The organism is Serratia sp. GW822-FHT06E05, from assembly GCF_058799445.1.
On sequence record NZ_JBXALM010000008.1, the window covers coordinates 123,145 to 148,592 of the forward strand.

24 protein-coding genes are annotated in these 25,448 nt (G+C 56.2%); 19 read left to right on the forward strand and 5 right to left on the reverse strand.

Annotated features, from left to right (window positions below; genetic code table 11):
• Positions 1–36 precede the first annotated feature (36 nt).
• The gene (locus AC1RKC_RS18040; RefSeq protein WP_046374522.1) at positions 37–477 is read right to left on the reverse strand and encodes an L-alanine exporter AlaE; all 441 of its coding nucleotides are present in this window, start codon (positions 475–477) and stop codon (positions 37–39) included.
• A gap of 869 nt (positions 478–1,346) precedes the next feature.
• Between AC1RKC_RS18040 and mraZ the strand changes: the two genes are divergently transcribed.
• The 16 genes from mraZ to lpxC all read left to right on the forward strand — a co-directional run bounded on the left by mraZ (position 1,347) and on the right by lpxC (position 19,197).
• Complete coding sequence (gene mraZ / locus AC1RKC_RS18045) at positions 1,347–1,805, forward strand: division/cell wall cluster transcriptional repressor MraZ (protein ID WP_041414198.1); 459 nt, start codon at positions 1,347–1,349, stop codon at positions 1,803–1,805.
• A gap of 2 nt (positions 1,806–1,807) precedes the next feature.
• Entirely contained in the window at positions 1,808–2,749 is a 942-nt protein-coding gene (gene rsmH / locus AC1RKC_RS18050; RefSeq protein ID WP_020825204.1) for a 16S rRNA (cytosine(1402)-N(4))-methyltransferase RsmH, read from the forward strand.
• Positions 2,746–3,066: a cell division protein FtsL gene (gene ftsL, locus AC1RKC_RS18055; protein WP_012005204.1), complete on the forward strand. Its 321-nt coding sequence runs from the start codon at positions 2,746–2,748 to the stop codon at positions 3,064–3,066. The genes rsmH and ftsL overlap by 4 nt, the downstream gene beginning before the upstream one ends.
• Before the next feature lie 42 nt (positions 3,067–3,108).
• A complete protein-coding gene (locus AC1RKC_RS18060; protein WP_020825205.1) occupies positions 3,109–4,872 on the forward strand; it encodes a peptidoglycan glycosyltransferase FtsI in 1,764 nt (587 codons plus the stop codon).
• Entirely contained in the window at positions 4,859–6,346 is a 1,488-nt protein-coding gene (murE, locus tag AC1RKC_RS18065; protein ID WP_020825206.1) for a UDP-N-acetylmuramoyl-L-alanyl-D-glutamate--2,6-diaminopimelate ligase, read from the forward strand. The genes AC1RKC_RS18060 and murE overlap by 14 nt, the downstream gene beginning before the upstream one ends.
• Positions 6,343–7,704 (forward strand): UDP-N-acetylmuramoyl-tripeptide--D-alanyl-D-alanine ligase, encoded by a 1,362-nt coding sequence (gene murF, locus AC1RKC_RS18070; protein WP_129941536.1) that lies wholly within the window; start codon positions 6,343–6,345, stop codon positions 7,702–7,704. Before murE ends, murF begins: the two co-directional genes overlap by 4 nt.
• Positions 7,698–8,780 (forward strand): phospho-N-acetylmuramoyl-pentapeptide-transferase, encoded by a 1,083-nt coding sequence (mraY, locus tag AC1RKC_RS18075; protein WP_012005208.1) that lies wholly within the window; start codon positions 7,698–7,700, stop codon positions 8,778–8,780. The genes murF and mraY overlap by 7 nt, the downstream gene beginning before the upstream one ends.
• 2 nt (positions 8,781–8,782) lie before the next feature.
• Positions 8,783–10,102 (forward strand): UDP-N-acetylmuramoyl-L-alanine--D-glutamate ligase, encoded by a 1,320-nt coding sequence (gene murD / locus AC1RKC_RS18080; protein ID WP_046374520.1) that lies wholly within the window; start codon positions 8,783–8,785, stop codon positions 10,100–10,102.
• A 2-nt stretch (positions 10,103–10,104) separates the two neighbouring features.
• On the forward strand, positions 10,105–11,301 hold the full coding sequence (gene ftsW / locus AC1RKC_RS18085; protein ID WP_104410976.1) for a cell division protein FtsW: 1,197 nt from the start codon (positions 10,105–10,107) through the stop codon (positions 11,299–11,301).
• Between the two features lie 3 nt (positions 11,302–11,304).
• Positions 11,305–12,369 carry an undecaprenyldiphospho-muramoylpentapeptide beta-N-acetylglucosaminyltransferase gene (gene murG / locus AC1RKC_RS18090; protein ID WP_046374518.1) on the forward strand — a complete coding sequence of 355 codons (1,065 nt, stop codon included), beginning with the start codon at positions 11,305–11,307 and terminating at the stop codon, positions 12,367–12,369.
• 83 nt (positions 12,370–12,452) lie between these two features.
• Positions 12,453–13,931, forward strand: coding sequence for a UDP-N-acetylmuramate--L-alanine ligase (gene murC, locus AC1RKC_RS18095; protein WP_020825211.1), 1,479 nt, complete (start codon positions 12,453–12,455; stop codon positions 13,929–13,931).
• On the forward strand, positions 13,921–14,841 hold the full coding sequence (locus AC1RKC_RS18100) for a D-alanine--D-alanine ligase (RefSeq protein WP_122077185.1): 921 nt from the start codon (positions 13,921–13,923) through the stop codon (positions 14,839–14,841). Before murC ends, AC1RKC_RS18100 begins: the two co-directional genes overlap by 11 nt.
• A gap of 1 nt (position 14,842) precedes the next feature.
• Positions 14,843–15,694: a cell division protein FtsQ gene (gene ftsQ / locus AC1RKC_RS18105; RefSeq protein ID WP_020825213.1), complete on the forward strand. Its 852-nt coding sequence runs from the start codon at positions 14,843–14,845 to the stop codon at positions 15,692–15,694.
• A complete protein-coding gene (ftsA, locus tag AC1RKC_RS18110; protein WP_004950148.1) occupies positions 15,691–16,947 on the forward strand; it encodes a cell division protein FtsA in 1,257 nt (418 codons plus the stop codon). The genes ftsQ and ftsA overlap by 4 nt, the downstream gene beginning before the upstream one ends.
• Positions 16,948–17,021: 74 nt before the next feature.
• Positions 17,022–18,176 carry a cell division protein FtsZ gene (gene ftsZ, locus AC1RKC_RS18115; protein WP_004950150.1) on the forward strand — a complete coding sequence of 385 codons (1,155 nt, stop codon included), beginning with the start codon at positions 17,022–17,024 and terminating at the stop codon, positions 18,174–18,176.
• 103 nt (positions 18,177–18,279) lie between these two features.
• On the forward strand, positions 18,280–19,197 hold the full coding sequence (lpxC, locus tag AC1RKC_RS18120) for a UDP-3-O-acyl-N-acetylglucosamine deacetylase (protein ID WP_037426060.1): 918 nt from the start codon (positions 18,280–18,282) through the stop codon (positions 19,195–19,197).
• Between the two features lie 14 nt (positions 19,198–19,211).
• On the opposite strand, the gene AC1RKC_RS18125 is transcribed toward lpxC, so the two are convergent.
• Positions 19,212–19,736 carry a DUF721 domain-containing protein gene (locus AC1RKC_RS18125; RefSeq protein ID WP_020825215.1) on the reverse strand — a complete coding sequence of 175 codons (525 nt, stop codon included), beginning with the start codon at positions 19,734–19,736 and terminating at the stop codon, positions 19,212–19,214.
• Positions 19,737–19,762: 26 nt separating this feature from the next.
• Between AC1RKC_RS18125 and secM the strand changes: the two genes are divergently transcribed.
• The 3 genes from secM to mutT all read left to right on the forward strand — a co-directional run bounded on the left by secM (position 19,763) and on the right by mutT (position 23,603).
• A complete protein-coding gene (secM, locus tag AC1RKC_RS18130) occupies positions 19,763–20,296 on the forward strand; it encodes a secA translation cis-regulator SecM (protein ID WP_046374516.1) in 534 nt (177 codons plus the stop codon).
• A gap of 89 nt (positions 20,297–20,385) precedes the next feature.
• Positions 20,386–23,097: a preprotein translocase subunit SecA gene (secA, locus tag AC1RKC_RS18135; RefSeq protein WP_414618526.1), complete on the forward strand. Its 2,712-nt coding sequence runs from the start codon at positions 20,386–20,388 to the stop codon at positions 23,095–23,097.
• A gap of 101 nt (positions 23,098–23,198) precedes the next feature.
• Positions 23,199–23,603 carry an 8-oxo-dGTP diphosphatase MutT gene (gene mutT / locus AC1RKC_RS18140; RefSeq protein WP_020825218.1) on the forward strand — a complete coding sequence of 135 codons (405 nt, stop codon included), beginning with the start codon at positions 23,199–23,201 and terminating at the stop codon, positions 23,601–23,603.
• 41 nt (positions 23,604–23,644) lie between these two features.
• Here mutT and yacG read toward each other — a convergent pair whose 3' ends face one another.
• Genes yacG through coaE form a run of 3 tightly spaced genes read right to left on the reverse strand, consistent with a single transcriptional unit; the run spans position 23,645 to position 25,259 of the window.
• Entirely contained in the window at positions 23,645–23,836 is a 192-nt protein-coding gene (gene yacG, locus AC1RKC_RS18145) for a DNA gyrase inhibitor YacG (protein WP_020825219.1), read from the reverse strand.
• A gap of 50 nt (positions 23,837–23,886) precedes the next feature.
• Entirely contained in the window at positions 23,887–24,639 is a 753-nt protein-coding gene (zapD, locus tag AC1RKC_RS18150; RefSeq protein WP_020825220.1) for a cell division protein ZapD, read from the reverse strand.
• Positions 24,640–24,644: 5 nt separating this feature from the next.
• Positions 24,645–25,259 (reverse strand): dephospho-CoA kinase, encoded by a 615-nt coding sequence (gene coaE / locus AC1RKC_RS18155; protein ID WP_493092666.1) that lies wholly within the window; start codon positions 25,257–25,259, stop codon positions 24,645–24,647.
• Positions 25,260–25,448: the final 189 nt, after the last annotated feature.

A 25,448-nucleotide genomic window follows, 5' to 3' on the forward strand; every position in this document is an offset into this window, starting at 1 on the left:
GGGGCGCTTAGCTGCGCTCCTGTTTCAAACTCCCCGTTATACGTAGCCTGTTACCCTGAACAGCCTTCTGCAGTATTCGAGAAAATATCCGTACACCACACCCATCGCCATCGATACCACAGCATTGCTGGCCACGGCCGTTATGATCTGCTGCCCGTTGGCACCGACGCTCCACAGGATCGCGGCATAAACCGGCGATTGGAAACTGACATAGGCCAGCAGATCGGCAAGGTTACGCAATAAAAAGGGGTATCGATCGGCACGCCTGGCGATGCGGATGAACAGGTCCCGATAGCGCCCATAGGGCCAGGCGATCAGGATATTCACCGGAATCGACAGCAAGCGGGACGAGAGCGACTGTTGAAAGCTCATGCCGGAGACCAGAATTTCTATCGCCATACCGGCGATAAAGCAATACACCACCAGAGCAAAGGTATCGGCGGCGGCACTGCGCCAGTGAGTGGCAGGCGAGAGCATGGTGCAATCTCCGGAATATTGGTTAATGTTCTGTTAAGTTTATTTTTTATGGTTGTTAATTCTGGTTTTTTCTTTCATTTGTAGTTTACATTGCCAGTTGGTGTTGGATAAGTAGCTTAATATTTTTATTTGGCGGCGTTGGGTGGTTTTTGTGCTGAGGACAGACGGCAGAATGTGGCGCGAAGGGATTAAAAATGGACTATTCCTAACTATTCAATTAAAACAATGAGTTGCATAATTTTTGGCGATAAAGCTGTTTTCCACAGTAAAAATTGTGGTCATTAAACATGTAAGGAAATGAAACCATAATTGTAAACAGGTATTTTGGGAGTAATCTTACTAAATTGATTTGAATCGAAATTAACTCGCCTCGTAATATCCGAGTAATTTATTTTTCCATCTGGCTTATCAGCGGCACTTTAATTGAAGTAAAATAGCGGCCGACTTGAGGATGAATAACCGTTGTACGTTATTAACTCAATGGCTTACGCCGTATTTCGTTTGTAGGGCGAGTTAACGCCGAGCCTTGTCTGGCGCGGCTCGCGCTCGGTTACTGCGATGTGATTGCCGAGCTGAAAAATGAGACATCGATTGCAGAAGGAAGTATTGACTTAATTAATCGCCAATTTGTCAGGTTTTTAATCAGGTTCTTTCCGCTTAGAAAATTCTCCCCGTTTATCATGATGTTAATTTTTAATCATCTAATAAATAGCGTTCCTTTCGCGAGTCAGCTCCCAAAATGACCGAAGAAATATTGCCAAAGCGCTGGCGCTCTGGCTTGACAAGGTTTTCATACCCTCCGTAAACTCCATTATGTGGGAATTTGTGGGGTAAAGTGGTGAAAACGGTCGTGAAGGGGTAACTCAGGTATGTTCCGTGGAGCAACGATGGTTAACCTCGACAGCAAAGGGCGGCTTGCCGTACCCACCCGATATCGGGATTTGCTGAACGAGCAATCGCAAGGCCAAATGGTTTGCACCATTGACCTCCACCAGCCCTGCCTGCTGCTCTACCCACTGCCCGAATGGGAAGTTATTGAACAAAAGTTATCCCGTCTGTCGAGTATGAATCCCGCCGAGCGTCGCGTTCAGCGCCTGCTGTTGGGTCATGCCAGTGAGTGTCAGATGGACAGCGCCGGCCGTTTGCTGTTAGCCACTACGCTACGTCAACACGCCGGGCTTACCAAAGAAGTGATGCTGGTCGGGCAGTTCAACAAGTTTGAACTGTGGGATGAACAGACCTGGTATCAACAAGTCAAGGATGATATTGACGCAGAACAGTCGACTCAGGAACCGTTGTCTGAGCGGCTACAGGACTTGTCGCTATAAGCATGTTGGAAAACTATAAACACACTACCGTACTGTTGGATGAGGCGGTTAACGGCCTCAACATTCGCAGTAACGGCATCTATATCGACGGTACTTTTGGCCGCGGTGGCCATTCGCGTCTGATTCTGTCCCAGCTTGGGCCGGAAGGACGTTTGTTGGCAATTGACCGCGACCCACAGGCGATTGCAGCCGCCAAGTCTATTGATGACCCTCGTTTTAGCATCGTACACGGCCCATTTTCAGAGTTGTCGCACTATGTGCGGGAACGCGAATTAGTAGGGAAGATTGATGGCATCTTGCTCGATCTGGGGGTTTCTTCACCGCAGTTGGATGACGCGGAACGCGGTTTCTCCTTCATGCGGGACGGTCCACTGGACATGCGCATGGACTCCTCAAGCGGTCAGTCAGCCTCCGAGTGGCTGATGAAAGCGGAAGCAGACGATATCGCCTGGGTGCTGAAAACCTTCGGCGAAGAGCGTTTTGCCAAGCGTATCGCTCGCGCCATCGTAGAAAGAAATCTCGTCGAGCCGATGACCCGTACCAAAGAGCTGGCGGACTTGATCGCTAACGCCAGTCCGTTCCGGGATAAGCACAAGCACCCGGCAACCCGCAGCTTCCAGGCGATCCGTATCTACATCAACAGCGAATTGGAAGAGATCGAACGTGCGCTGGACGGCGCGCTGGAAGTGCTGGCCCCGCAGGGCCGTCTGTCGATCATCAGTTTCCACTCGCTGGAAGACCGCATTGTTAAACGCTTCATGCGTCACCATAGCCGCGGCGCTCAGGTGCCCGCCGGTATCCCGCTGACGGAAGAGCAACTGCGCAGTATGGGCGGACGCACGCTGAAAGCGCTGGGCAAGATGATGCCTGGGGATGCTGAGGTGGCGGAAAACCCACGTGCACGTAGCTCAGTGTTGCGTATTGCCGAGAGGATGCCGGTGTGATTGGCAACGAACGCCACGGTCTGGTCGGCGTGATTGGCGGCGATTTGCTGCGTAACGCCAAGATCCCACTGATTTTGCTGATTGCTTCGTTGGTGTCTGCGGTTTTCGTCGTGACCACCGCGCACCGCACCCGCTTGCTGACTGCCGAGCGCGAGCAGTTGGTTCTTGAGAGAGACGCCCTGGACATTGAGTGGCGCAACCTGATTCTTGAAGAGAATGCCCTTGGGGATCACAGTCGGGTAGAACGCATCGCAACGGAAAAACTGCAGATGCAACATGTTGATCCATCTCAGGAAAATATCATCGTTAAACAATGAATGGTTTAACTGAAATCATTACACGGAGTAGAAAGGGAACGCATGAAAGCAGCACGCCCCGGTAAGTTGAAACGCCAGGAAGATCAGGCCAGCTTTGTAAGCTGGCGTTTTGCGTTGCTGTGCGGCTGTATTTTGCTGGCGTTGGTAGGGTTGATGCTGCGGGTGGCTTATCTGCAGGTGATTAACCCCGACCGGCTGGTGAAAGAAGGCGACATGCGTTCACTGCGCGTGCAGGAAGTACCGACTGCGCGCGGCATGATCAGCGATCGTTCAGGTCGGCCGCTGGCGGTAAGTGTGCCGGTGAATGCAATCTGGGCGGATCCGAAAGAGCTGAATGAGCGCGGTGGTATCACGCTGGATAGCCGCTGGAAAGCGTTATCCGATGCGCTGAATGTTCCGCTGGATCAGCTTTCTACCCGCATCAACGCCAACCCTAAAGGGCGCTTTGTCTATCTGGCGCGCCAGGTGAATCCGGCGATCGGCGACTACATTCGCAAGTTGAAACTGCCGGGTATTTACCTGCGTCAGGAATCCCGTCGCTACTATCCTTCCGGCCAGGTGACTTCGCACATCATTGGCGTGACCAACATTGACGGTCAGGGGATTGAAGGCGTCGAGAAGAGCTTTGACCGCTGGCTGACCGGGCAACCGGGCGAGAGAACCGTGCGTAAAGACCGCTTTGGCCGGGTCATCGAGGATATTTCTTCGGTGGACAGTCAGGCGGCGCATAACCTGGTGCTGAGCGTCGATGAGCGTCTGCAGGCATTGGTTTACCGCGAACTCAACAACGCCGTGGCCTTCAACAAGGCTGAATCCGGTACTGCGGTGCTGGTGGATGTGAATACCGGCGAAGTGTTGGCGATGGCCAACAGCCCGTCTTACAACCCGAACAATATGGCCGGTACGCCGAAAGAAACCATGCGTAACCGTGCTATCACCGATATTTTTGAGCCTGGTTCCACCGTAAAACCTATGGTGGTCATGACGGCATTGCAGCACGGCATTGTGAAAGAAAACAGCGTGCTGAATACCGTCCCTTACCGTATCAACGGCAAGGAAATCAGGGACGTTGCGCGTTACGCGGAACTTTCCCTGACCGGGATCTTGCAGAAGTCGAGTAACGTCGGCGTTTCACGGCTGGCGTTATCGATGCCGTCCTCAGCGTTAGTAGATACTTACTCTCGTTTTGGATTGGGAAAAGCGACCAATTTGGGGCTGGTCGGAGAAAGCAGTGGCATATACCCAAAAAAACAACGGTGGTCTGACATAGAGAGGGCCACCTTCTCTTTCGGCTATGGGCTAATGGTAACCCCGTTACAGTTAGCGCGAGTCTACGCAACGATCGGCAGTCTGGGCGTTTATCGCCCGCTGTCGATTACCAAAGTTGACCCACCGGTTGCCGGTGAGCGCGTCTTCCCCGAACCTGTGGTGCGCACCGTTGTGCACATGATGGAAAGCGTTGCCTTGCCGGGCGGCGGTGGGGTGAAGGCGGCCATCAAGGGCTACCGCATTGCCATCAAAACCGGTACTGCCAAAAAAGTGGGCCCGGACGGCAAATACGTCAACAGATACATCGCTTATACCGCCGGCGTGGCGCCGGCCAGTAATCCTCGTTTTGCTCTGGTGGTGGTAATCAACGACCCGCAGGGTGGGAAATACTACGGTGGTGCGATCTCCGCACCGGTGTTTGGCGCCATCATGGGCGGCGTATTGCGCACCATGAACGTTGAACCGGACGCGTTGCCTACCGTTGAGAAAAGCGATTTTGTAACTAACAGAAAAGAGGGTTCAGGTGGCAGATCGTAATTTGCGCGATTTACTCGCTCCGTGGGTGCCAACGGCTCCCGGGCGCGCGCTGCGGGAAATGACATTAGACAGCCGTATTGCGGCTGCCGGGGATCTGTTTGTCGCCGTTGTCGGCCATCAAACGGATGGACGCCGCTATATTCCGCAGGCCATCGCGCAGGGCGTTGCCGCTGTGATTGCCGAAGCTGAAGGCCAGGCCGAAGACGGCGCTATCACCCAAATGCACGGCGTGCCGGTGATTTACCTGAGCCAGCTCAACCAACGCCTTTCCGCACTGGCCGGGCGTTTTTACCATGAACCTGCGGAACGTCTGCGTCTGGTCGGCGTTACGGGTACCAACGGCAAAACCACCACGACTCAGCTGCTGGCGCAGTGGGGCCAACTGCTGGGTGAAACCAGCGCCGTAATGGGCACCGTCGGCAATGGTTTGCTGGGCCAGGTTTGCCCAACAGAGAATACCACCGGCTCTGCGGTAGATGTTCAACACGTATTAAACGAGCTGGTCGATCGCGGCGCCACCTTCGCTGCGATGGAAGTTTCCTCCCACGGCCTGGTGCAAAACCGCGTGGCGGCGCTGCCGTTTGCCGCTGCGGTGTTTACCAACCTGAGCCGCGATCATCTGGACTACCACGGTGATATGGCCAATTACGAAGCGGCCAAGTGGTCGCTGTTCGCCAGTCACGAAGTGGGCCAGGCGATTATCAATGCCGATGACGAAGTCGGTCAGCGCTGGCTGAGCCAATTGCCGGATGCGGTTGCTGTCACCATGCAGGACAACCTGCAGCCTGGCTGTCACGGTCGCTGGCTGAAAACCACCGCGGTTAACTATCACGATAACGGCGCCACTATTCGCTTCAGCTCAAGCTGGGGCGATGGTGAGATTGAAAGCCGCCTGATGGGGGCGTTTAACGTCAGTAACTTGCTGTTGGCGTTGGCGACCCTGCTATCGTTGGGGTATCCACTGGATGAACTGGTGGCCACCGGTAATCAACTGCAACCCGTGTGTGGCCGCATGGAAGTTTTCAACGCGCCGGGTAAACCGACGGTGGTGGTCGATTACGCCCACACCCCGGATGCGCTGGAAAAAGCTTTGGAAGCCGCGCGCCTGCACTGCCAGGGGCAGTTATGGTGCGTGTTTGGCTGCGGCGGCGATCGCGACAAGGGCAAGCGTCCACTGATGGGCGGCATCGCCGAACAGTTCGCCGATCGCGTCGTTGTTACCGACGATAACCCTCGTACCGAAGAACCGCAGGCGATCATCGCCGATATCCTGACTGGCTTGCTGGATGCCGGACGCGCTCTGGTGATCCACGGTCGTGCGGAAGCCGTAACCAGCGCCATCATGCAGGCAAAAGAACAAGACGTGGTGCTGGTGGCCGGTAAGGGTCACGAGGATTACCAACTGGTGGGGAATCGCCGTCTGGATTACTCCGATCGCACCACCGTCGCGCGTTTGCTGGGGGTAGTAGCATGATCCCTGTCTCCCTTCAGGCACTGGCCGACGTATTGAGTGCTGAACTGATCGGCGCCGATTGCCAAATCGTTGAGGTGACGACAGATACCCGTCAGGTAACCGCTGGTTGCCTGTTTGTGGCATTGAAAGGTGAGCGTTTCGACGCTCACGATTTTGCTGTTGATGCAGTAGCCGCAGGCGCCGGGGCGCTGCTGGTAAGTAAGCGCTTATTGGTGGATGTTCCGCAACTGGTGGTGAAAGACACCCGTCTGGCGTTAGGCCAACTTGCTGCCTGGGTACGCAAGCAGGTACCTGCCCGAGTCGTGGCGTTAACCGGCTCATCGGGCAAGACTTCGGTGAAAGAAATGGCCGCCGCTATCCTGCGTGAGTGCGGCGAAGTGCTTTATACCGCCGGCAATTTCAATAATGACATCGGCGTGCCTTTGACGCTGCTGCGTTTGCAGCCGCAGCACGACTTTGCGGTGATTGAGCTGGGCGCTAACCACATTGGCGAAATCGCTTATACCACCGCATTAACTTGTCCGCAGACCGCCCTGGTAAATAACCTGGCGGCCGCTCACCTGGAAGGCTTTGGTTCTTTGGCCGGTGTTGCCCAGGCGAAGGGCGAAATTTTTACCGGCTTGCCGGCTGACGGCGTGGCGATCATCAACGCCGACAACAACGATTGGCCGCATTGGCAGAGCATGCTGGAGGGGAAAACCGTTTGGCGATTCTCTCCGCAGGCGGCAGAAGGCGTCGATTTCTTCGCCAGCGATGTACAAGTCAACGGTGAAGGCACACAGTTTACGCTGCACAGCCCGTTCGGCACTGCACCTATCGCTCTGCCCCTTCCGGGGCGTCATAACGTCGCCAACGCGTTGGCGGCAACGGCACTGGCAATGTCGGCCGGTGCATCGCTCGAGGCCGTGCGTCAGGGGCTCAAGCAACTGCAGGCGGTACCGGGACGTTTGTTCCCGATTGCCCTGTCTGCCGGCAAGCTGCTGTTGGATGACAGCTACAACGCCAACGTTGGCTCAATGACGGCCGCTGCGCAGGTACTGGCGGAAATGCCGGGCTACCGCGTGATGGTGGTGGGCGACATGGCAGAGCTGGGGGCGGAAGCCGAAGAGTGTCACCGTCAGGTGGGCGAAGCGGCTCGGCTGGCGGGAGTCGATAAGGTGCTGGGCGTGGGGCCATTGAGCCAAACGCTGATTGCCGCCTCCGGTAACGGCGAACATTTTCAGGATAAGGCAGCAGTGATCGCGCGCGTGGCGGAATTACTGTCGGAACATGCGGTAATTACCGTGTTAATCAAGGGTTCACGTAGTGCCGCAATGGAGCAGGTAGTACGCGCGTTACAGGAGAAAGCACCATGTTAGTTTGGCTGGCCGAGCATTTGGTCAAATATTATTCCGGCTTCAACGTCTTTTCCTACCTGACGTTCCGAGCCATTGTCAGCCTGCTGACCGCGCTGTTCCTCTCCTTGTGGATGGGGCCGCGGGTGATCAAACGCCTGCAGGAGATGTCCTTCGGCCAGGTGGTGCGTAACGACGGTCCAGAGTCGCATTTCAGCAAGCGCGGCACGCCGACGATGGGCGGCATCATGATCCTGACCTCCATTACCGTTTCGGTGCTGATGTGGGCCTATCCGTCCAACCCTTATGTTTGGTGCGTACTGTTCGTGCTGGTGGGTTACGGCATCGTCGGTTTCGTTGACGACTACCGCAAGGTGGTGCGCAAAGACACCAAAGGGCTGATCGCCCGCTGGAAATACTTCTGGCAGTCGGTGATTGCGCTGGTGGTTGCTTTCGCCATGTATGCCGTAGGTAAAGATACGCCAGCCACCGAGCTGGTTGTGCCGTTCTTTAAGGACATCATGCCTCAGCTTGGCCTGTTGTACGTGCTGCTGGCTTACTTTGTCATCGTGGGGACCAGCAACGCGGTCAACCTGACCGACGGGCTGGACGGCCTGGCGATTATGCCGACGGTGTTCGTGGCCGCCGGTTTTGCACTGGTAGCCTGGGCGACCGGTAACATGAATTTCGCCAACTACCTGCATATTCCGTATCTGCGTCACGCCGGCGAACTGGTGATCGTCTGTACCGCCATTGTCGGCGCCGGTCTGGGCTTTTTGTGGTTCAACACCTATCCGGCCCAGGTCTTCATGGGCGACGTGGGTTCGTTGGCGCTGGGCGGCGCGTTGGGCACCATTGCGGTGCTGCTGCGCCAAGAGTTTTTACTGTTGATTATGGGCGGCGTGTTCGTGGTTGAAACGCTGTCGGTGATTTTGCAGGTGGGGTCGTTCAAGCTGCGCGGGCAACGTATTTTCCGCATGGCGCCGATTCACCACCACTATGAATTGAAAGGCTGGCCGGAACCACGCGTGATCGTGCGCTTCTGGATTATTTCGCTGATGCTGGTGCTGATTGGCCTGGCGACGCTGAAGGTGCGGTAACTATGGCGGATTATCAGGGTAAGAAAGTGGTCATCATCGGGCTGGGCCTCACCGGCCTGTCCTGTGTTGATTTCTTTATGGCGCGCGGCGTAACGCCACGCGTTATGGATACCCGCATTTCACCTCCAGGGCTGGACAAGCTGCCTGAAAGCGTTGAGCGTCACCTGGGTGATTTGAATCAGGATTGGCTGTTGGCGGCGGATTTGATCGTCGCCAGTCCGGGCATGGCATTGGCGACTCCGGCGTTGAGCGCCGCCGCAGAGGCGGGCGTAGAGATTGTCGGCGATATCGAATTGTTCTGCCGTGAAGCCCAGGCACCGATCGTGGCGATTACCGGTTCCAACGGTAAAAGCACCGTCACCACCCTGGTGGGTGAAATGGCAAAAGCCGCAGGTTGGGCGGTGGGCGTCGGTGGCAATATCGGCCTGCCTGCGTTGAGCCTGCTGCGCCAGGAATGCCAACTGTACGTGCTGGAGCTGTCGAGCTTCCAACTGGAAACCACTTACAGCCTGCACGCGGCTGCGGCGACCATTTTGAACGTCACCGAAGATCATATGGATCGCTATCCGTTTGGGCTGCAGCAATACCGTGCCGCCAAGCTGAAGGTCTATGAAAATGCCAGCCTGTGCGTGGTCAATGCCGACGACGCATTGACGATGCCGATTCGCGGGGCGGATCAGCGTTGCATCAGCTTTGGCGCCGATGTGGGCGACTATCACCTGAACCGCCAACTGGGCGAGACCTGGTTGCGCGTGCGCGGCGAGAAAATCCTGAACACCCGCGAAATGAAGCTGACTGGCCGCCATAACTACACCAATGCGTTGGCGGCGCTGGCACTGGCCGATGCGGTGAACATCCCGCGCGCTTCCAGCCTGAAAGCGTTGACCACCTATACCGGTTTGGCGCACCGCTTCCAATTGGCCTGGGAACATAACGGCGTTCGCTGGATTAACGATTCTAAAGCCACCAACGTTGGCAGTACCGAAGCGGCGTTGAATGGTCTGCAGGTGGACGGCACCTTGCACCTGCTGTTGGGTGGCGACGGCAAATCGGCTGATTTCTCCCCGCTGGCGCGCTATCTGCAAGGCGATAACGTTCGCCTTTACTGCTTCGGCCGTGATGGCGAACAGTTGGCTCAGCTACGGCCGGAGGTCGCTACGCTGACCGAGACCATGGAACAGGCGATGCAGACGATAGCCGGCCGGGTGCAACCTGGCGATATGGTGTTGCTGTCACCCGCCTGTGCCAGCCTGGATCAGTTCCGCAATTTTGAAGTACGCGGCGACGAGTTTACTCGTTTGGCACAGGAGCTTGGCGGATGAGACTGCGCTTGCCGAACTTCGGGCTGACAGAGCTCTTTAAAAACTGGGTGGCGGGATCGCGAGATAACGATTCGGCCAATATGGTGCTGTACGACCGTACCCTGCTGTGGCTGACCTTTGGGTTGGCCATTATCGGTTTTGTGATGGTGACTTCGGCTTCGATGCCGATCGGTCAGCGCCTGGCGGACGATCCGTTCTTGTTCGCCAAGCGTGATGCGTTGTACCTCGGGCTGGCGTTCGGTCTGTCGATGGTGACCTTGCGCATTCCGATGGAAGTCTGGCAGCGCTATAGCAACATCATGCTGCTGTTGTCGATTGTGATGCTGTTGATCGTATTGGTGGTCGGCAGCTCGGTAAACGGGGCATCGCGCTGGATCTCGCTGGGGCCGCTGCGTATTCAGCCGGCAGAGCTGTCCAAGCTGTCGCTGTTCTGTTACCTGGCGAGTTATCTGGTGCGCAAAGTAGAAGAGGTGCGCAGCAACTTCTGGGGCTTCTGCAAGCCGATGGGCGTCATGGTGGTGTTGGCCGTGCTGCTGCTGGCTCAGCCGGACCTCGGTACCGTGGTGGTGCTGTTTATCACCACGCTGGCAATGCTGTTCCTGGCCGGCGCGAAAATGTGGCAATTCCTGGCGATTATCGGATCCGGAGCCTTCGCGGTAGTGCTGTTGATCATCGCCGAACCTTACCGTATGCGCCGTGTGACTTCGTTCTGGAACCCGTGGGCCGATCCGTTCGGCAGCGGCTACCAGTTGACCCAGTCGCTGATGGCCTTTGGCCGTGGTGAGTTCTGGGGACAAGGGCTGGGTAATTCGGTGCAGAAACTCGAGTATTTGCCGGAAGCGCACACCGACTTTATCTTCTCGATTTTAGGCGAAGAGCTGGGCTATATCGGTGTGGTTTTTGCATTGTTAATGGTATTCTGCGTCGCTTTTCGTGCTATGTCGATTGGCCGCCGTGCGCTGGAGATTGATCAGCGCTTTTCTGGCTTCTTGGCCTGCTCAATTGGCGTGTGGTTTAGCTTCCAGGCGCTGGTCAACGTCGGTGCCGCTGCCGGAATGCTTCCCACTAAAGGCTTAACGTTACCGCTGATAAGCTATGGCGGTTCGAGCCTGTTGATTATGTCGACGGCGATCGTGCTGTTGCTGCGTATTGATTATGAAACGCGTCTGGCTAAAGCCCAGGCGTTTGTGAAGAGGTAAGGGATGAGCGGGAAACCTAAGCGTTTAATGGTGATGGCAGGCGGTACCGGCGGACACGTGTTCCCGGGACTGGCAGTCGCACATCATCTGATGGCGCAGGGCTGGCAGGTGCGCTGGCTTGGAACCGCAGACCGAATGGAAGCCGATCTGGTGCCAAAGCACGGGATCGAGATTGATTTCATCCGTATTTCCGGCCTGCGCGGCAAAGGGCTGAAGGCCCAGCTGAGCGCGCCGCTGCGTATCTGGCAAGCCGTACGTCAGGCGAAGGCGATTATGCGCAGCTACCAACCGGACGTGGTGCTGGGAATGGGGGGGTACGTTTCTGGTCCTGGCGGTTTGGCCGCATGGCTGTGCGGCATCCCGGTGGTGCTGCATGAACAAAACGGCATTGCCGGGCTGACCAACCGTTGGTTGGCGCGCATTGCCAAGAAGGTCCTGCAGGCCTTCCCTGGCGCGTTCCCCAATGCGGACGTGGTGGGCAACCCGGTACGCACTGACGTATTGGCGCTGCCGCTGCCAGCAGAGCGATTGACGGGGCGTGAAGGGCCCATTCGCGTACTGGTGATTGGCGGCAGTCAGGGTGCCCGGGTGCTGAATCAGACAGTTCCTGAAGTCGCGGCGAGATTGGGCGATAGAATTACGCTCTGGCATCAGGTAGGCAAAGGTGCGCTGGAAAATGTGTTGCGCGACTACGAGAGGGTAGGGCAGACGCAACACAAAGTGACCGAGTTTATTGATGACATGGCGGCGGCGTACGCTTGGGCTGATGTCGTGGTGTGCCGCTCCGGCGCGCTAACGGTCAGCGAGATCGCCGCTGCGGGCCTTCCTGCGATCTTCGTGCCTTTCATGCACAAAGACCGCCAACAGTATTGGAATGCCCGCCCACTGGAAGAAGCCGGTGCGGCGAAGATTATCGAGCAACCGCAGTTTAACGCCGATGTGGTGGCAGAGCTGCTGGCTGGCTGGGATCGTCCTACGCTGCTGGCTATGGCCGAAAAGGCCCGTGCCGTGGCCATTCCGGATGCTACTGAACGCGTAGCTGCGGAGCTGGTGCGCGTCGCCAAATAATATGCAGGGGTCCGGTTCGCCGGGCCTGAATTAAAGAATGTCATGTAGGGGCCCGGCATGCCGGACCTGGATTAGAGAGAGTGATGAATACACAACAACTGGCGAAACTACGTACTATCGTGCCCGAGATGCGACGCGTCCGGCACATTCACTTTGTCGGCATCGGTGGCGCCGGCATGGGTGGTATCGCCGAAGTGTTGGCCAATGAAGGTTATCAAATCAGCGGTTCTGACCTGGCACCGAATCCGGTAACCCAGCAGCTGAGCGCGCTCGGGGCGACGATTTACTTCCATCACCGCCCGGAGAACGTACTGGATGCCAGCGTAGTCGTGGTTTCTACCGCGATTTCTGCCGACAACCCGGAAATTGTCGCCGCTCGTGAAGCGCGTATTCCGGTAATCCGCCGCGCAGAGATGTTGGCCGAACTGATGCGTTTTCGTCACGGCATCGCCGTTGCCGGTACGCATGGCAAGACCACGACCACGGCAATGGTGTCGAGCATTTATGCCGAAGCCGGTCTGGACCCGACCTTTGTTAACGGCGGGCTGGTGAAAGCGGCAGGAACTCATGCGCGTTTGGGCTCCAGCCGTTACCTGATTGCGGAGGCGGATGAGAGCGATGCTTCTTTCTTGCATCTGCAACCGATGGTGGCGATTGTCACCAATATCGAAGCCGACCATATGGAGACCTACCAGGGCGACTTCGAAAACCTGAAGCAGACGTTTATTAACTTTTTGCACAACCTGCCGTTCTACGGCCGTGCGGTGATGTGTATTGACGATCCGGTGGTGCGTGAATTGCTGCCACGCGTGGGTCGCCATATCACCACTTACGGTTTCAGCGACGATGCCGACGTTCGCATCGAGAGCTACCGTCAGGTTGGAGCCCAGGGCCACTTCACCCTGAGCCGCCAGGACAAGCCGCTGATGACGGTGACGCTGAATGCGCCGGGTCGTCACAACGCGTTGAACGCGGCGGCGGCAGTGGCGGTAGCAACGGAAGAGGGCATTGACGACGCAGATATCCTGCGTGCGTTGGCCAGCTTCCAGGGAACCGGTCGTCGCTTTGATTTCCTCGGTGAATTCCCGCTGGAGCCGGTGAATGGCAAAAGCGGCAGTGCGATGCTGGTGGACGATTATGGCCACCACCCGACCGAGGTCGACGCGACGCTGAAAGCCGCACGTGCAGGCTGGCCGGACAAGCGTCTGGTGATGATTTTCCAGCCGCACCGTTACACGCGTACTCGCGATCTGTATGACGACTTTGCCAATGTGCTGTCGCAGGTGGACGTGCTGCTGATGCTGGACGTTTACTCTGCCGGTGAAACGGCAATTCCAGGGGCGGACAGCCGCTCGCTGTGCCGTACCATCCGCAGCCGCGGCAAGCTGGATCCGATTCTGGTGTCTGATGCGGATACCGTGCCGGAAACCCTGGCAGGGTTGCTGCAAGCGGACGATTTAGTGCTGGTGCAGGGCGCCGGCAACGTGGGGAAAGTCGCACGCAAACTGGCTGAGCTGAAGCTGCAGCCTCAGAAAAAAGAGGAGGAACATCATGGCCGATAAAGTTGCCGTACTGCTGGGTGGCACCTCCGCTGAACGTGAAGTGTCATTGCAATCCGGTGCCGCCGTGCTGGCCGGGCTGCGTGAAGCCGGTATCGACGCTCACGGCATCGATATCCGTGATTTCCCGGTCACCCAGTTGAAAGAACATGGGTTTACCAAAGTATTTATCGCGCTGCATGGCCGAGGCGGTGAAGACGGCACCCTGCAAGGCATGCTGGAGTTCCTCGAACTGCCTTATACAGGCAGTGGCGTGATGGCTTCGGCACTGACCATGGACAAGTGGCGCACCAAAATGGTGTGGCAGTCGATGGGCCTGCCGGTGGCGCCTTATGTTGCGCTGAACCGTCAGCAATATGCCGGTGCAGAAAAAGAGGCGCTGATCGCGCGCATAGAGGCCTTGGGCCTGCCGCTGATCGTCAAGCCGAGCCGTGAAGGCTCCAGCGTTGGTATGAGCAAAGTGACCGAGCGTGGCGCTCTTGAAGCGGCTCTGGAAGAAGGTTTCCGTCATGACGACGACGTGCTGGTCGAGAAGTGGCTGAGCGGTCCGGAATACACGGTAGCGATGCTGGGTGATCGGGTATTGCCTTCCATCCGGATTCAACCGGCCGGCGTGTTTTACGATTACCAGGCCAAGTACATCTCGGACGATACCCAGTATTTCTGTCCGAGCGGCCTGGGTGCGGAACAGGAAGCTGAAATGGCGTCTCTGGCGTTACGCGCCTATCGTGGGCTGGACTGCAGCGGCTGGGGCCGTGTTGATGTGATGCAGGATAGCGATGGCAGCTTCTATCTGCTTGAGGTGAATACCTCGCCGGGCATGACCAGTCATAGCCTGGTGCCGATGGCAGCGCGCCAGTCTGGTTTAAGCTTCTCGCAGCTGGTAGCGAGAATTTTGGAATTGGCCGACTGATATGTCGCAAGCTGCCCTGAATGCGCGTGAACGCGAGGTGGACAACAACCCGCGACGCAGCAATGGAACCCAGTTGGCGGGAATGATTTTCCTGCTGATGGTGTTGGGAACGGTCCTGTGGAGTGGGTGGGCGGTGATTGGCTGGATGAAAGACGCCAGCCGCCTGCCGCTGTCACGACTGGTAGTGACCGGTGAACGTCACTACACCACCAACGACGATATTCGTCAGGCTATCCTGGCGCTGGGATCGCCGGGGACGTTCATGACGCAGGATGTGGATATCATCCAGCAGCAGATTGAACGCCTGCCGTGGATCAAGCAGGCCAGCGTGCGCAAGCAGTGGCCGGATGAGCTGAAGATCCACCTGGTGGAATATGTCCCGGTGGCGCGCTGGAATGATTTGCACATGGTAGATGCCGAAGGCAAATCCTTCAGCGTGCCTGCAGAACGAATTGGCAAACAGAAGTTGCCGTTGCTGTATGGTCCGGAAGGGAGCGAACAGGATGTTCTTGAAGGTTACCGGACCATGAGCAGCATGTTAGCGGCCAGCAAATATACGCTGAAAATGGCGGCCATGAGCGCCCGCCATTCCTGGCAGCTGGCTTTGGATAATGATGTTCGGCTGGAGCTGGGACGCGACGATCGCACCGGACGCCTGCAGCGCTTTATCGAGCTTTACCCGGTATTGCAGCAGCAGGGGCAGGCAGAAAGCAAGCGAGTCAGTTATGTCGACTTACGCTACGAGGCCGGTGCATCGGTAGGTTGGGCCCCCGTGTTTATCGACCCGCAGGCTGCAGGCGATCGGCAGAACAGTAATCAGCAACAGAATCAGGCACAGGCAAAACAACAATGATCAAGTCGACGGACAGAAAACTGGTAGTTGGACTGGAGATCGGTACTGCAAAAGTCTCCGCATTGGTAGGGGAAGTTCTGCCCGATGGCATGGTCAACATTATCGGGGTGGGCAGTTGCCCGTCTCGCGGTATGGATAAGGGTGGCGTTAACGACCTGGAGTCGGTAGTGAAGTGCGTACAGCGCGCTATCGATCAGGCCGAACTGATGGCGGATTGTCAGATTTCTTCGGTTTACCTCGCATTATCGGGTAAACACATCAGCTGCCAGAACGAAATAGGGATGGTTCCTATTTCCGAAGAGGAAGTGACACAGGAAGATGTGGAGAACGTGGTGCATACCGCTAAATCGGTACGCGTCCGTGATGAACACCGCATCCTGCACGTCATCCCTCAGGAATACGCCATCGATTATCAGGAAGGCATCAAAAACCCGGTCGGGTTGTCCGGCGTGCGTATGCAAGCCAAGGTGCACCTGATCACCTGCCATAACGATATGGCTAAGAACATCGTTAAGGCAGTAGAACGTTGTGGTCTGAAAGTTGACCAACTTATTTTCGCCGGTCTGGCCGCCAGCTATGCGGTACTGACCGAAGATGAGCGCGAACTCGGCGTTTGTGTGGTGGATATCGGCGGTGGCACCATGGATATGGCGGTGTACACCGGCGGTGCGCTGCGCCACACCAAAGTGATCCCTTACGCCGGGAACGTGGTCACCAGCGATATCGCTTACGCCTTCGGCACGCCGCCGACAGACGCGGAAGCGATCAAAGTTCGACACGGCTGTGCGCTTGGGTCGATTGTTAGCAAGGATGAAAGTGTAGAGGTGCCAAGCGTTGGAGGACGTCCTCCTCGGAGTCTGCAAAGACAGACACTGGCTGAAGTGATTGAGCCACGCTACACCGAACTGTTGAATCTGGTTAACGATGAAATTTTGCAATTGCAGGAGCAACTGCGTCAGCAAGGGGTGAAGCATCATCTGGCAGCGGGTATTGTGCTGACCGGTGGTGCCGCCCAGATTGATGGCCTGGCAGCCTGTGCGCAACGGGTGTTCCACACCCAGGTACGCATCGGCCAACCCTTGAACATCACGGGTCTGACGGATTATGCGCAGGAGCCTTACTATTCTACGGCGGTAGGTCTGCTGCACTATGGAAAAGAGTCTCACCTGAGCGGTGAGGCAGAAGTAGAAAAACGCGCCTCGGTGGGCAATTGGTTTAAACGTATCAATAGCTGGCTGAGAAAAGAGTTTTAATGTTTCAACAAAGAGATCATGCTGAGTAATCTTTTTATGATCTCGCAGCGACAGGCACAAAACGGAGAGAAACTATGTTTGAACCAATGGAACTAACCAATGACGCGGTGATTAAAGTCATCGGCGTCGGCGGTGGCGGTGGCAACGCCGTTGAACACATGGTGCGCGAGCGCATCGAAGGTGTTGAATTCTTTGCCGTGAATACAGACGCTCAGGCGCTTCGTAAAACGGCAGTTGGCCAAACCATCCAGATCGGTAGCGGTATTACCAAAGGTCTGGGTGCAGGCGCGAACCCTGAAGTGGGTCGCAATTCAGCGGAAGAAGACCGTGAAGCCCTGCGCGCCGCACTGGATGGTGCAGACATGGTCTTCATTGCAGCCGGCATGGGCGGCGGTACCGGTACCGGTGCAGCGCCAGTCGTCGCTGAAGTTGCTAAAGACCTGGGTATTCTGACAGTGGCCGTGGTGACCAAGCCTTTCAATTTTGAAGGCAAGAAACGCATGGCGTTCGCTGAGCAGGGTATCGCAGAATTGTCCAAACATGTGGACTCACTGATCACTATCCCGAACGACAAGCTGTTGAAAGTTCTGGGTCGCGGCATTTCTCTGTTGGACGCGTTTGGTGCGGCTAACGACGTGCTGAAAGGCGCGGTACAGGGTATTGCCGAACTGATCACCCGTCCGGGCCTGATGAACGTCGACTTCGCCGACGTGCGCACCGTAATGTCCGAAATGGGCTACGCGATGATGGGTTCCGGCGTTGCCTGTGGTGAAGACCGTGCTGAAGAAGCTGCGGAAATGGCGATCTCCAGCCCACTGCTGGAAGATATCGATCTGTCCGGCGCTCGCGGCGTGCTGGTCAACATCACCGCCGGTTTCGACCTGCGCTTGGATGAGTTCGAAACCGTGGGTAACACCATTCGTGCTTTCGCTTCCGACAACGCGACCGTGGTAATTGGTACGTCGCTGGATCCGGAAATGAACGACGAACTGCGCGTAACCGTGGTTGCGACCGGTATCGGCATGGACAAACGTCCGGAAATCACTCTGGTCACCAATAAACAGGCCAGCCAGCCAGTGATGGATCATCGCTACCAGCAGCACGGCATGTCGCCGCTGCCGCAGGAAGTGAAACCTGCCGCCAAGGTGGTTAACGATCCGACTGCGCAGCCTAATAAAGAGCCCGACTATCTTGATATTCCAGCCTTCCTGCGCAAGCAGGCAGACTAAGAATATCCTGAGAATTTGGAATCTCCGCTCTTTGTGCTAAACTGTCCCGCCAGCCATGCTGTATGCTTGGCTGGTAGGATTGATAACATTGCGAGATAAAACGATGATCAAACAAAGGACATTAAAACGTATTGTTCAGGCGACTGGTGTCGGTTTACATACCGGCAAGAAAGTCACGCTGACAATGCGACCCGCGGCGGCTAATACCGGGGTCATCTATCGTCGCACTGACTTGAATCCACCGGTTGATTTTCCGGCTGATGCAAAATCCGTGCGTGATACCATGCTCTGTACCTGCCTGGTCAATGAGCATGACGTGCGTATTTCTACCGTTGAGCATCTTAATGCCGCGCTGGCTGGGTTGGGCATCGACAACATCGTTATCGAAGTTGACGCTGCTGAAATCCCTATCATGGACGGCAGTGCCAGTCCGTTCGTCTTCCTGTTGCTGGATGCCGGCATTGAAGAACTGAACTCTGCGAAGAAATTCCTGCGTCTGAAAGACACCGTGCGTGTTGAAGATGGCGACAAGTGGGCCGAGCTGTCCCCGCATAACGGGTTCCGCCTGGACTTCACCATCGACTTCAACCACCCGGCTATCGACGCCAGTACGCAACGCTACCGCCTTGATTTCTCTGCCGACTCGTTCGTGCGTCAAATCAGCCGTGCGCGTACTTTCGGCTTCATGCGTGATATCGAATATTTACAGTCCCGTGGCCTGGCCCTGGGCGGCAGCTTTGACTGCGCTATCGTGGTAGATGATTACCGCGTGCTGAACGAAGACGGTCTGCGCTTCGAAGACGAATTCGTGCGTCACAAAATGCTGGACGCCATCGGCGACCTGTTCATGTGCGGCCATAATATCATTGGCGCGTTTACCGCGTACAAGTCTGGTCATGCGCTGAACAACAAGCTGCTTCAAGCAGTTCTGGCGAAACAGGAAGCGTGGGAATACGTCACCTTCCAGGACGAAGCCGAAATGCCACTGGCATTCAAAGCTCCGTCAACCGTATTGGCATAAGTCGATACCGCTGATTACTTATCACGACTGGTAGCGTTGGCACTCTCTCCGGCCAACGACGCCAGTCGTTCTAATATCTTGCGCAGTTTTTCCGGGCTCCGGCTCGCCAATACCCTTAATTCCCCAGCACTTTCCTGACTCAGATGACGCATAGGCACGCTTGACTGCGTATTTCCTGCCGTTTTTGCGGCGTCCTGCACAAGGTTGTTCCCTTTTGCCATCAAGGCCGGATTAATCCTGATGTCGATCGACGACAATGATGGTAGAATTTGCGCTCGTAGTGCTGATAATAAAGCCGGTTGTTCGTAACGTAGACGCATCATCCAGCTGGCATTTGCCGTTTCTAGCACTAAAATACCCTGTCGGAAATTTGCGACGCGGCACCAAGGATGCAGTTGAACGGGCAACAGGCCTTTCACTGCACGGTTAAGCTTAAGCAACGCGACTGCGCGTTGTTGGACGTTATGCAGTGGCCCTTTGTCTTCTGCAGACGCGTCGTCGAACAGGGAATCTAATAATTGTGGACGGCTATCGCGCATAATGGGCTCCGGCGGATTATAAACTCGTGATCGGTATTCTAAATCGTTGGCGACAATTTGGCAGACGTTATTTCTGGCCCCATCTCCTTTTAGGGATGGTTGCGGCCACGCTTGGCGTACCTACCAATCTGACCGGCAACCCCGATCAAGCGGCTCTGCCGAGCACCTCGTCCAGCCTGAACCGGCAAAACTCTGCCAGTGGCGCCTTCAATAGCCTGGCGTTACTGCAGGAAGCGCATCGTCGTCCGACCTTTAGCGTCGACTACTGGCACCAGCATGCGCTTCGTACCGTCATTCGTCACCTCTCTTTTGCGCTTGCGCCGCAGGCCGTTTACGCGCGGGTGCAGGAAAGCGAAGCGGAAGTGACCGAACCCCCATTGCAGGTGGCGCAACTGGCGCTGCTTTCTACCCTTAATGCGCTGCTGACGCACGAGCCGAAGCCGCCGACCATCATTCGCACCACTCATCACGCCGTGCTACCCGCTGTTGCGCAGCATCAGGCCGGGTTGTGGCTTGCGCAAGTGCAGGGCATTCGCGCCGGACCTGCAGCCTTAAGCTGATTTCTTGCCCCTCGGGCGACAAAAAAACCTAAAAAATAACATCAAGTTGACTGCCTGTGTTGGCCGTCATGACAGAGATATCAAACATCATGTTAGTGAAATTATTGACCAAAGTTTTTGGTAGCCGTAACGATCGTACGCTGCGCCGCATGCGCAAATCGGTTGAGCTGATCAACCAGATGGAACCGGACATGGAAAAACTGTCCGATGACGAACTGAAAGCCAAGACCAACGAGTTCCGCGCGCGCCTGGAAAAGGGGGAAGTGCTGGAAAACCTGCTGCCTGAGGCCTTCGCAGTAGTGCGTGAGGCGAGCAAGCGCGTCTTCGGCATGCGTCACTTCGACGTGCAGCTGCTGGGCGGCATGGTGCTGAATGACCGCTGTATCGCAGAGATGCGCACCGGTGAAGGTAAAACCCTGACCGCAACCCTGCCGGCCTATCTGAACGCCCTGAGCGGTCGTGGTGTGCACGTGGTAACCGTCAACGACTATCTGGCGCAGCGTGACGCCGAGAACAACCGCCCGCTGTTCGAGTTCCTCGGCTTGAGCATCGGCATCAACCTGCCGGGCATGCCCGCACCGGCCAAGCGTGAAGCCTATGCCGCGGACATTACCTACGGCACCAACAACGAATACGGTTTCGACTATCTGCGCGACAACATGGCGTTCAGCCCGGAAGAGCGCGTTCAGCGCAAACTGCACTATGCGCTGGTGGATGAGGTTGACTCCATCCTGATCGATGAAGCGCGTACGCCGTTGATCATCTCTGGCCCGGCTGAAGACAGCTCCGAGATGTATATCAAGGTTAACAAGCTGATCCCTAAACTGATCCGTCAGGAAAAAGAAGATTCGGATTCCTTCCAGGGCGAAGGCCACTTCTCGGTTGACGAAAAGGCGCGCCAGGTGCACCTGACCGAACGCGGCCTGATCCTGATCGAAGAAATGCTGATGGAAGCCGGCATCATGGACGAAGGGGAGTCACTGTACTCACCGACCAACATCATGCTGATGCACCACGTGACTGCGGCTCTGCGTGCCCATGTGCTGTTTACCCGTGACGTTGACTACATCGTAAAAGACGGTGAAGTCATCATCGTCGACGAACACACCGGCCGTACCATGCACGGCCGTCGCTGGTCCGATGGCCTGCACCAGGCGGTGGAAGCCAAAGAAGGCGTGGAAATCCAGAACGAAAACCAGACCCTGGCCTCCATCACCTTCCAGAACTACTTCCGCCTGTACGAGAAGCTGGCTGGGATGACCGGTACCGCCGACACCGAAGCTTTTGAATTCAGCTCGATCTACAAGCTGGATACCATCGTGGTGCCGACCAACCGTCCAATGCTGCGTAAAGACATGCCGGATCTGGTCTACATGACCGAGCATGAGAAGATTGGCGCCATCATTGAAGATATTCGTGAGCGCACCGCTAACGGCCAGCCGGTTCTGGTCGGTACGATTTCAATCGAGAAATCCGAAGTGGTTTCGCGTGAGCTGGAGAAAGCCGGTATCGCCCATAAGGTGTTGAACGCCAAGTTCCACGCCATGGAAGCGGACATCGTTGCTCAGGCCGGCCAGACCTCTGCGGTTACCATCGCTACCAACATGGCCGGTCGTGGTACCGATATCGTGTTGGGCGGCAGCTGGCAGGCAGAGATTGCCCAGTTGGAAGATCCAACCGAAGAGCAAATCGCGGCGATTAAAGAGGCCTGGAAAATCCGTCACGATGCCGTACTGGCAGCCGGTGGCCTGCACATCATTGGTACCGAGCGTCATGAATCTCGCCGTATCGATAACCAGTTGCGCGGCCGTTCCGGTCGTCAGGGTGATGCCGGTTCATCCCGCTTCTACCTGTCGATGGAAGATGCCTTGATGCGTATTTTCGCCTCCGATCGCGTTTCCAACATGATGCGTAAATTGGGGATGAAAGAAGGTGAGGCCATTGAGCACCCATGGGTCACCAAAGCAATTGCCAATGCCCAGCGTAAAGTAGAAAGCCGCAACTTCGACATTCGTAAGCAATTGCTGGAATACGATGACGTGGCCAACGATCAGCGCCGCGCGATCTACAGCCAGCGTAACGAACTGCTGGACGTGTCTGACGTTAGCGAAACCATTGCCAGCATCCGTGAAGACGTGTTCAAAACCACTATCGACGGCTACATTCAACCGCAGTCGCTGGAAGAAGAGTGGGATATTCAGGGGCTGACCGAACGTCTGAAAAACGATTTCGATCTGGATATGCCTATCGCCGAATGGTTGGATAAAGAGCCTGAGCTGCACGAAGAAACGCTGCGTGAGCGTATTCTGGAAAAAGCCAAGGAAGAGTACCAGCGTAAAGAAGAAGTGGTTGGCACCGAGATGATGCGCAACTTCGAGAAAGGCGTGATGCTGCAGACGCTGGATTCCCTGTGGAAAGAGCATCTGGCGGCCATGGACTACCTGCGTCAGGGCATCCATCTGCGTGGTTATGCGCAGAAAGATCCTAAGCAGGAGTACAAGCGCGAGTCCTTCAACATGTTTGCTACCATGCTGGAATCACTGAAGCATGAAGTGATCAGCGTGCTGAGCAAGGTTCAGGTGCGGATGCCGGAAGAGGTTGAAGCCTTGGAACTGCAGCGTCGTGAAGAAGCTGAGCGTCTGGCCAAACAGCAGCAGCTGAGCCACTATGAAGAAAACGCGCTGGTGACTGAAGATCCTAATGCGCTGACCATCGCAGAACGTAAAGTGGGCCGTAACGATCCGTGCCCATGCGGTTCCGGTAAAAAATACAAACAGTGTCACGGTCGTCTGCAGAACTAAGCCGACACTGTTTAACGAATAAAACCCAGGGGTTCAGCGTGCTGAGCCCCTGTTTTTTGGAGCCGCATTCCGCGCTCCAATGACTCAATAAAGAGGATGCGATGAAACATCTGAATATCGCCGTCGGCATCATTCGTAACGCCCAGCAGGAAATCTTCATTACCCGCCGCGCGGCCGATTCGCATATGGCCGGTTTCTGGGAGTTTCCCGGCGGCAAAATTGAACAGGGTGAGACGCCGGAACAGGCGCTTAGCCGTGAATTATTGGAAGAGACCGGCATTGAAGCCCAGCGTGCGGAGTTGTTGGACGTGCTTGAGCATCAGTTTAGCGATCGCATCGTCACGTTGAATTTCTATCTGGTGGAAGCCTGGGCCGGTGAACCCTTCGGTCGCGAAGGCCAGCCTATGCGCTGGGTAAAACAGGCTGACCTGCGGGAAGAAGAGTTCCCTCAGGCCAATATCAGCATTATCAAACTGCTGGTGGAGCAGGCTAACGCCGCGCAGTAATACAACCGGCCTGGCGGCTGCCGGGCCGATCAGAACGACGATCAGCGATCGTCTGCTTCACTCCACTCTTCGCTTTCGGAAAGATCGCTGTTGCTGGGAATGCGCTTCTCTTCATCGGCCCATTCGCCCAGATCAATCAGCTGACAGCGTTTGCTGCAAAACGGACGAAATGGGCTCACCTCTCCCCAAACCACACCTTTGCCACAGGTTGGGCATTTCACTACGGTAGTCATATCTATTCCTTACTCCCTTCCAACGCGTGAAAGGTCTTGATGTCATTGGATCAGCAACAGGCCAACTCAAAGGTTAGTCGTTCCGGTACCACGCCGAGCTCACTGTCCAGCGGCAGAAAGCGAATCGCATAGCGCGTCTTATGGCCGGAAATTTGTGGGTAAAGCTGGTGCGCCAGATTGATGCGTAAGCGCAGCAGATCCGCCCCCTCGGCGTTATCCTGGAAAAAACCGTTCAGGCTGATCTGATTGCGAAATGGCCCGGCCTGACGGATCAGATCCAGCACCATAGTCAGTGCCTGGTTTAATGGTTCCAGCGTTTGCAACCATTCGGCTACGTCGTTATCTCGCTCTTGCTGTGGTGCATGCATCCACATGTGCAGCGTCGGCAAGTCAAAGCTGCAGCACCCACCGGGGATGCTCAGACGTTGCCGCACCAGACTAATCAACCGATCTTCGCGCAGCGCCTGACCCAGTCGCGGCGCAGACATCAGTGCGGCACCACGTTGCTTCAACTGGTTGCGCAACTGATCCACCAGCGACATATCGACGCCCGGAACATCGGCCCACGCCAGCAATTTTTGCTGCTGACGTTCCAGCTCTTTCAGTAGCTCGGTACGTACTTCACCGCGCTCCAGCACGTCCAGCAGATCGGCGATGGTGCGGAAAAATGTCAGGGCGATGGCCGTTTCGCTTAAGGCTCGCTGGCCATGCAGCTGTTGCAGCAAAAATTCCATGCGCAGCCAGGTGCGCATTTTTTCATTCAACGGATGTTCAAAAAGAACGCTTGGGGAAACATCACTCATTCAGTTTAATCCTGTCGGGTCGCTGATGCCGCCAGCTCAAGGTAACGGCAATGCAGTGCGGCAACCAATGGCTCTATCCCCTGAGCGGTGCCGCTATTATCTATGATGTCGTCTGCAGCGGCCAGGCGCTGCTCACGCGTGACCTGTGCGGACAGTATGTTCTGTGCCTGCTGACGGCTGATACCGTCGCGGGCGATGGTTCTGGCCAACTGAGTCTCGCTGTCGACGTCAATCACCAGCACGCGATCGGCGCGCGCCTGCAGGTTGTTCTCGACCAGCAATGGCACCACCCAGAGAGCGTAGGGGCTGGTAACTTGCGCCAGTTGACGTTGAGTTTCCTGATGAATCAGCGGGTGCAGCAGTTGGTTTAGCCAACGCTTTTCATCAGGGTTACTGAAGATACACTGACGTAAGGCGGCACGGTTCAGTGAACCGTCCGGCTGCAACATTTCATTACCAAAACGTTCGGCGATGGCAGCCAGTGCCGGGGTTCCTGGCTCGACAACCTGTCGGGCGATAACGTCAGCATCGACCACCGTCACGCCGTGGCGAGCGAAGGCGTCTGCCACGGTGGACTTACCGCTGCCGATACCCCCTGTCAACGCAACAATGTAGGCCATGGTAGGGAATGCACCTGAGGTTCATAAAAAAATAATAGACGAATCATAAAGCGATCGCACAGAAGTGCAAGTAAGCCGGCGGCGCTTAGGCTGTACGGTGATAAAAAGCGCAGCCGGAAAGGGAAAATGAGCGGGAGGTCACACTGCGGTGTCGCAGGTAAATTTGTCGGATTGTAGCGCAAAAAAAGG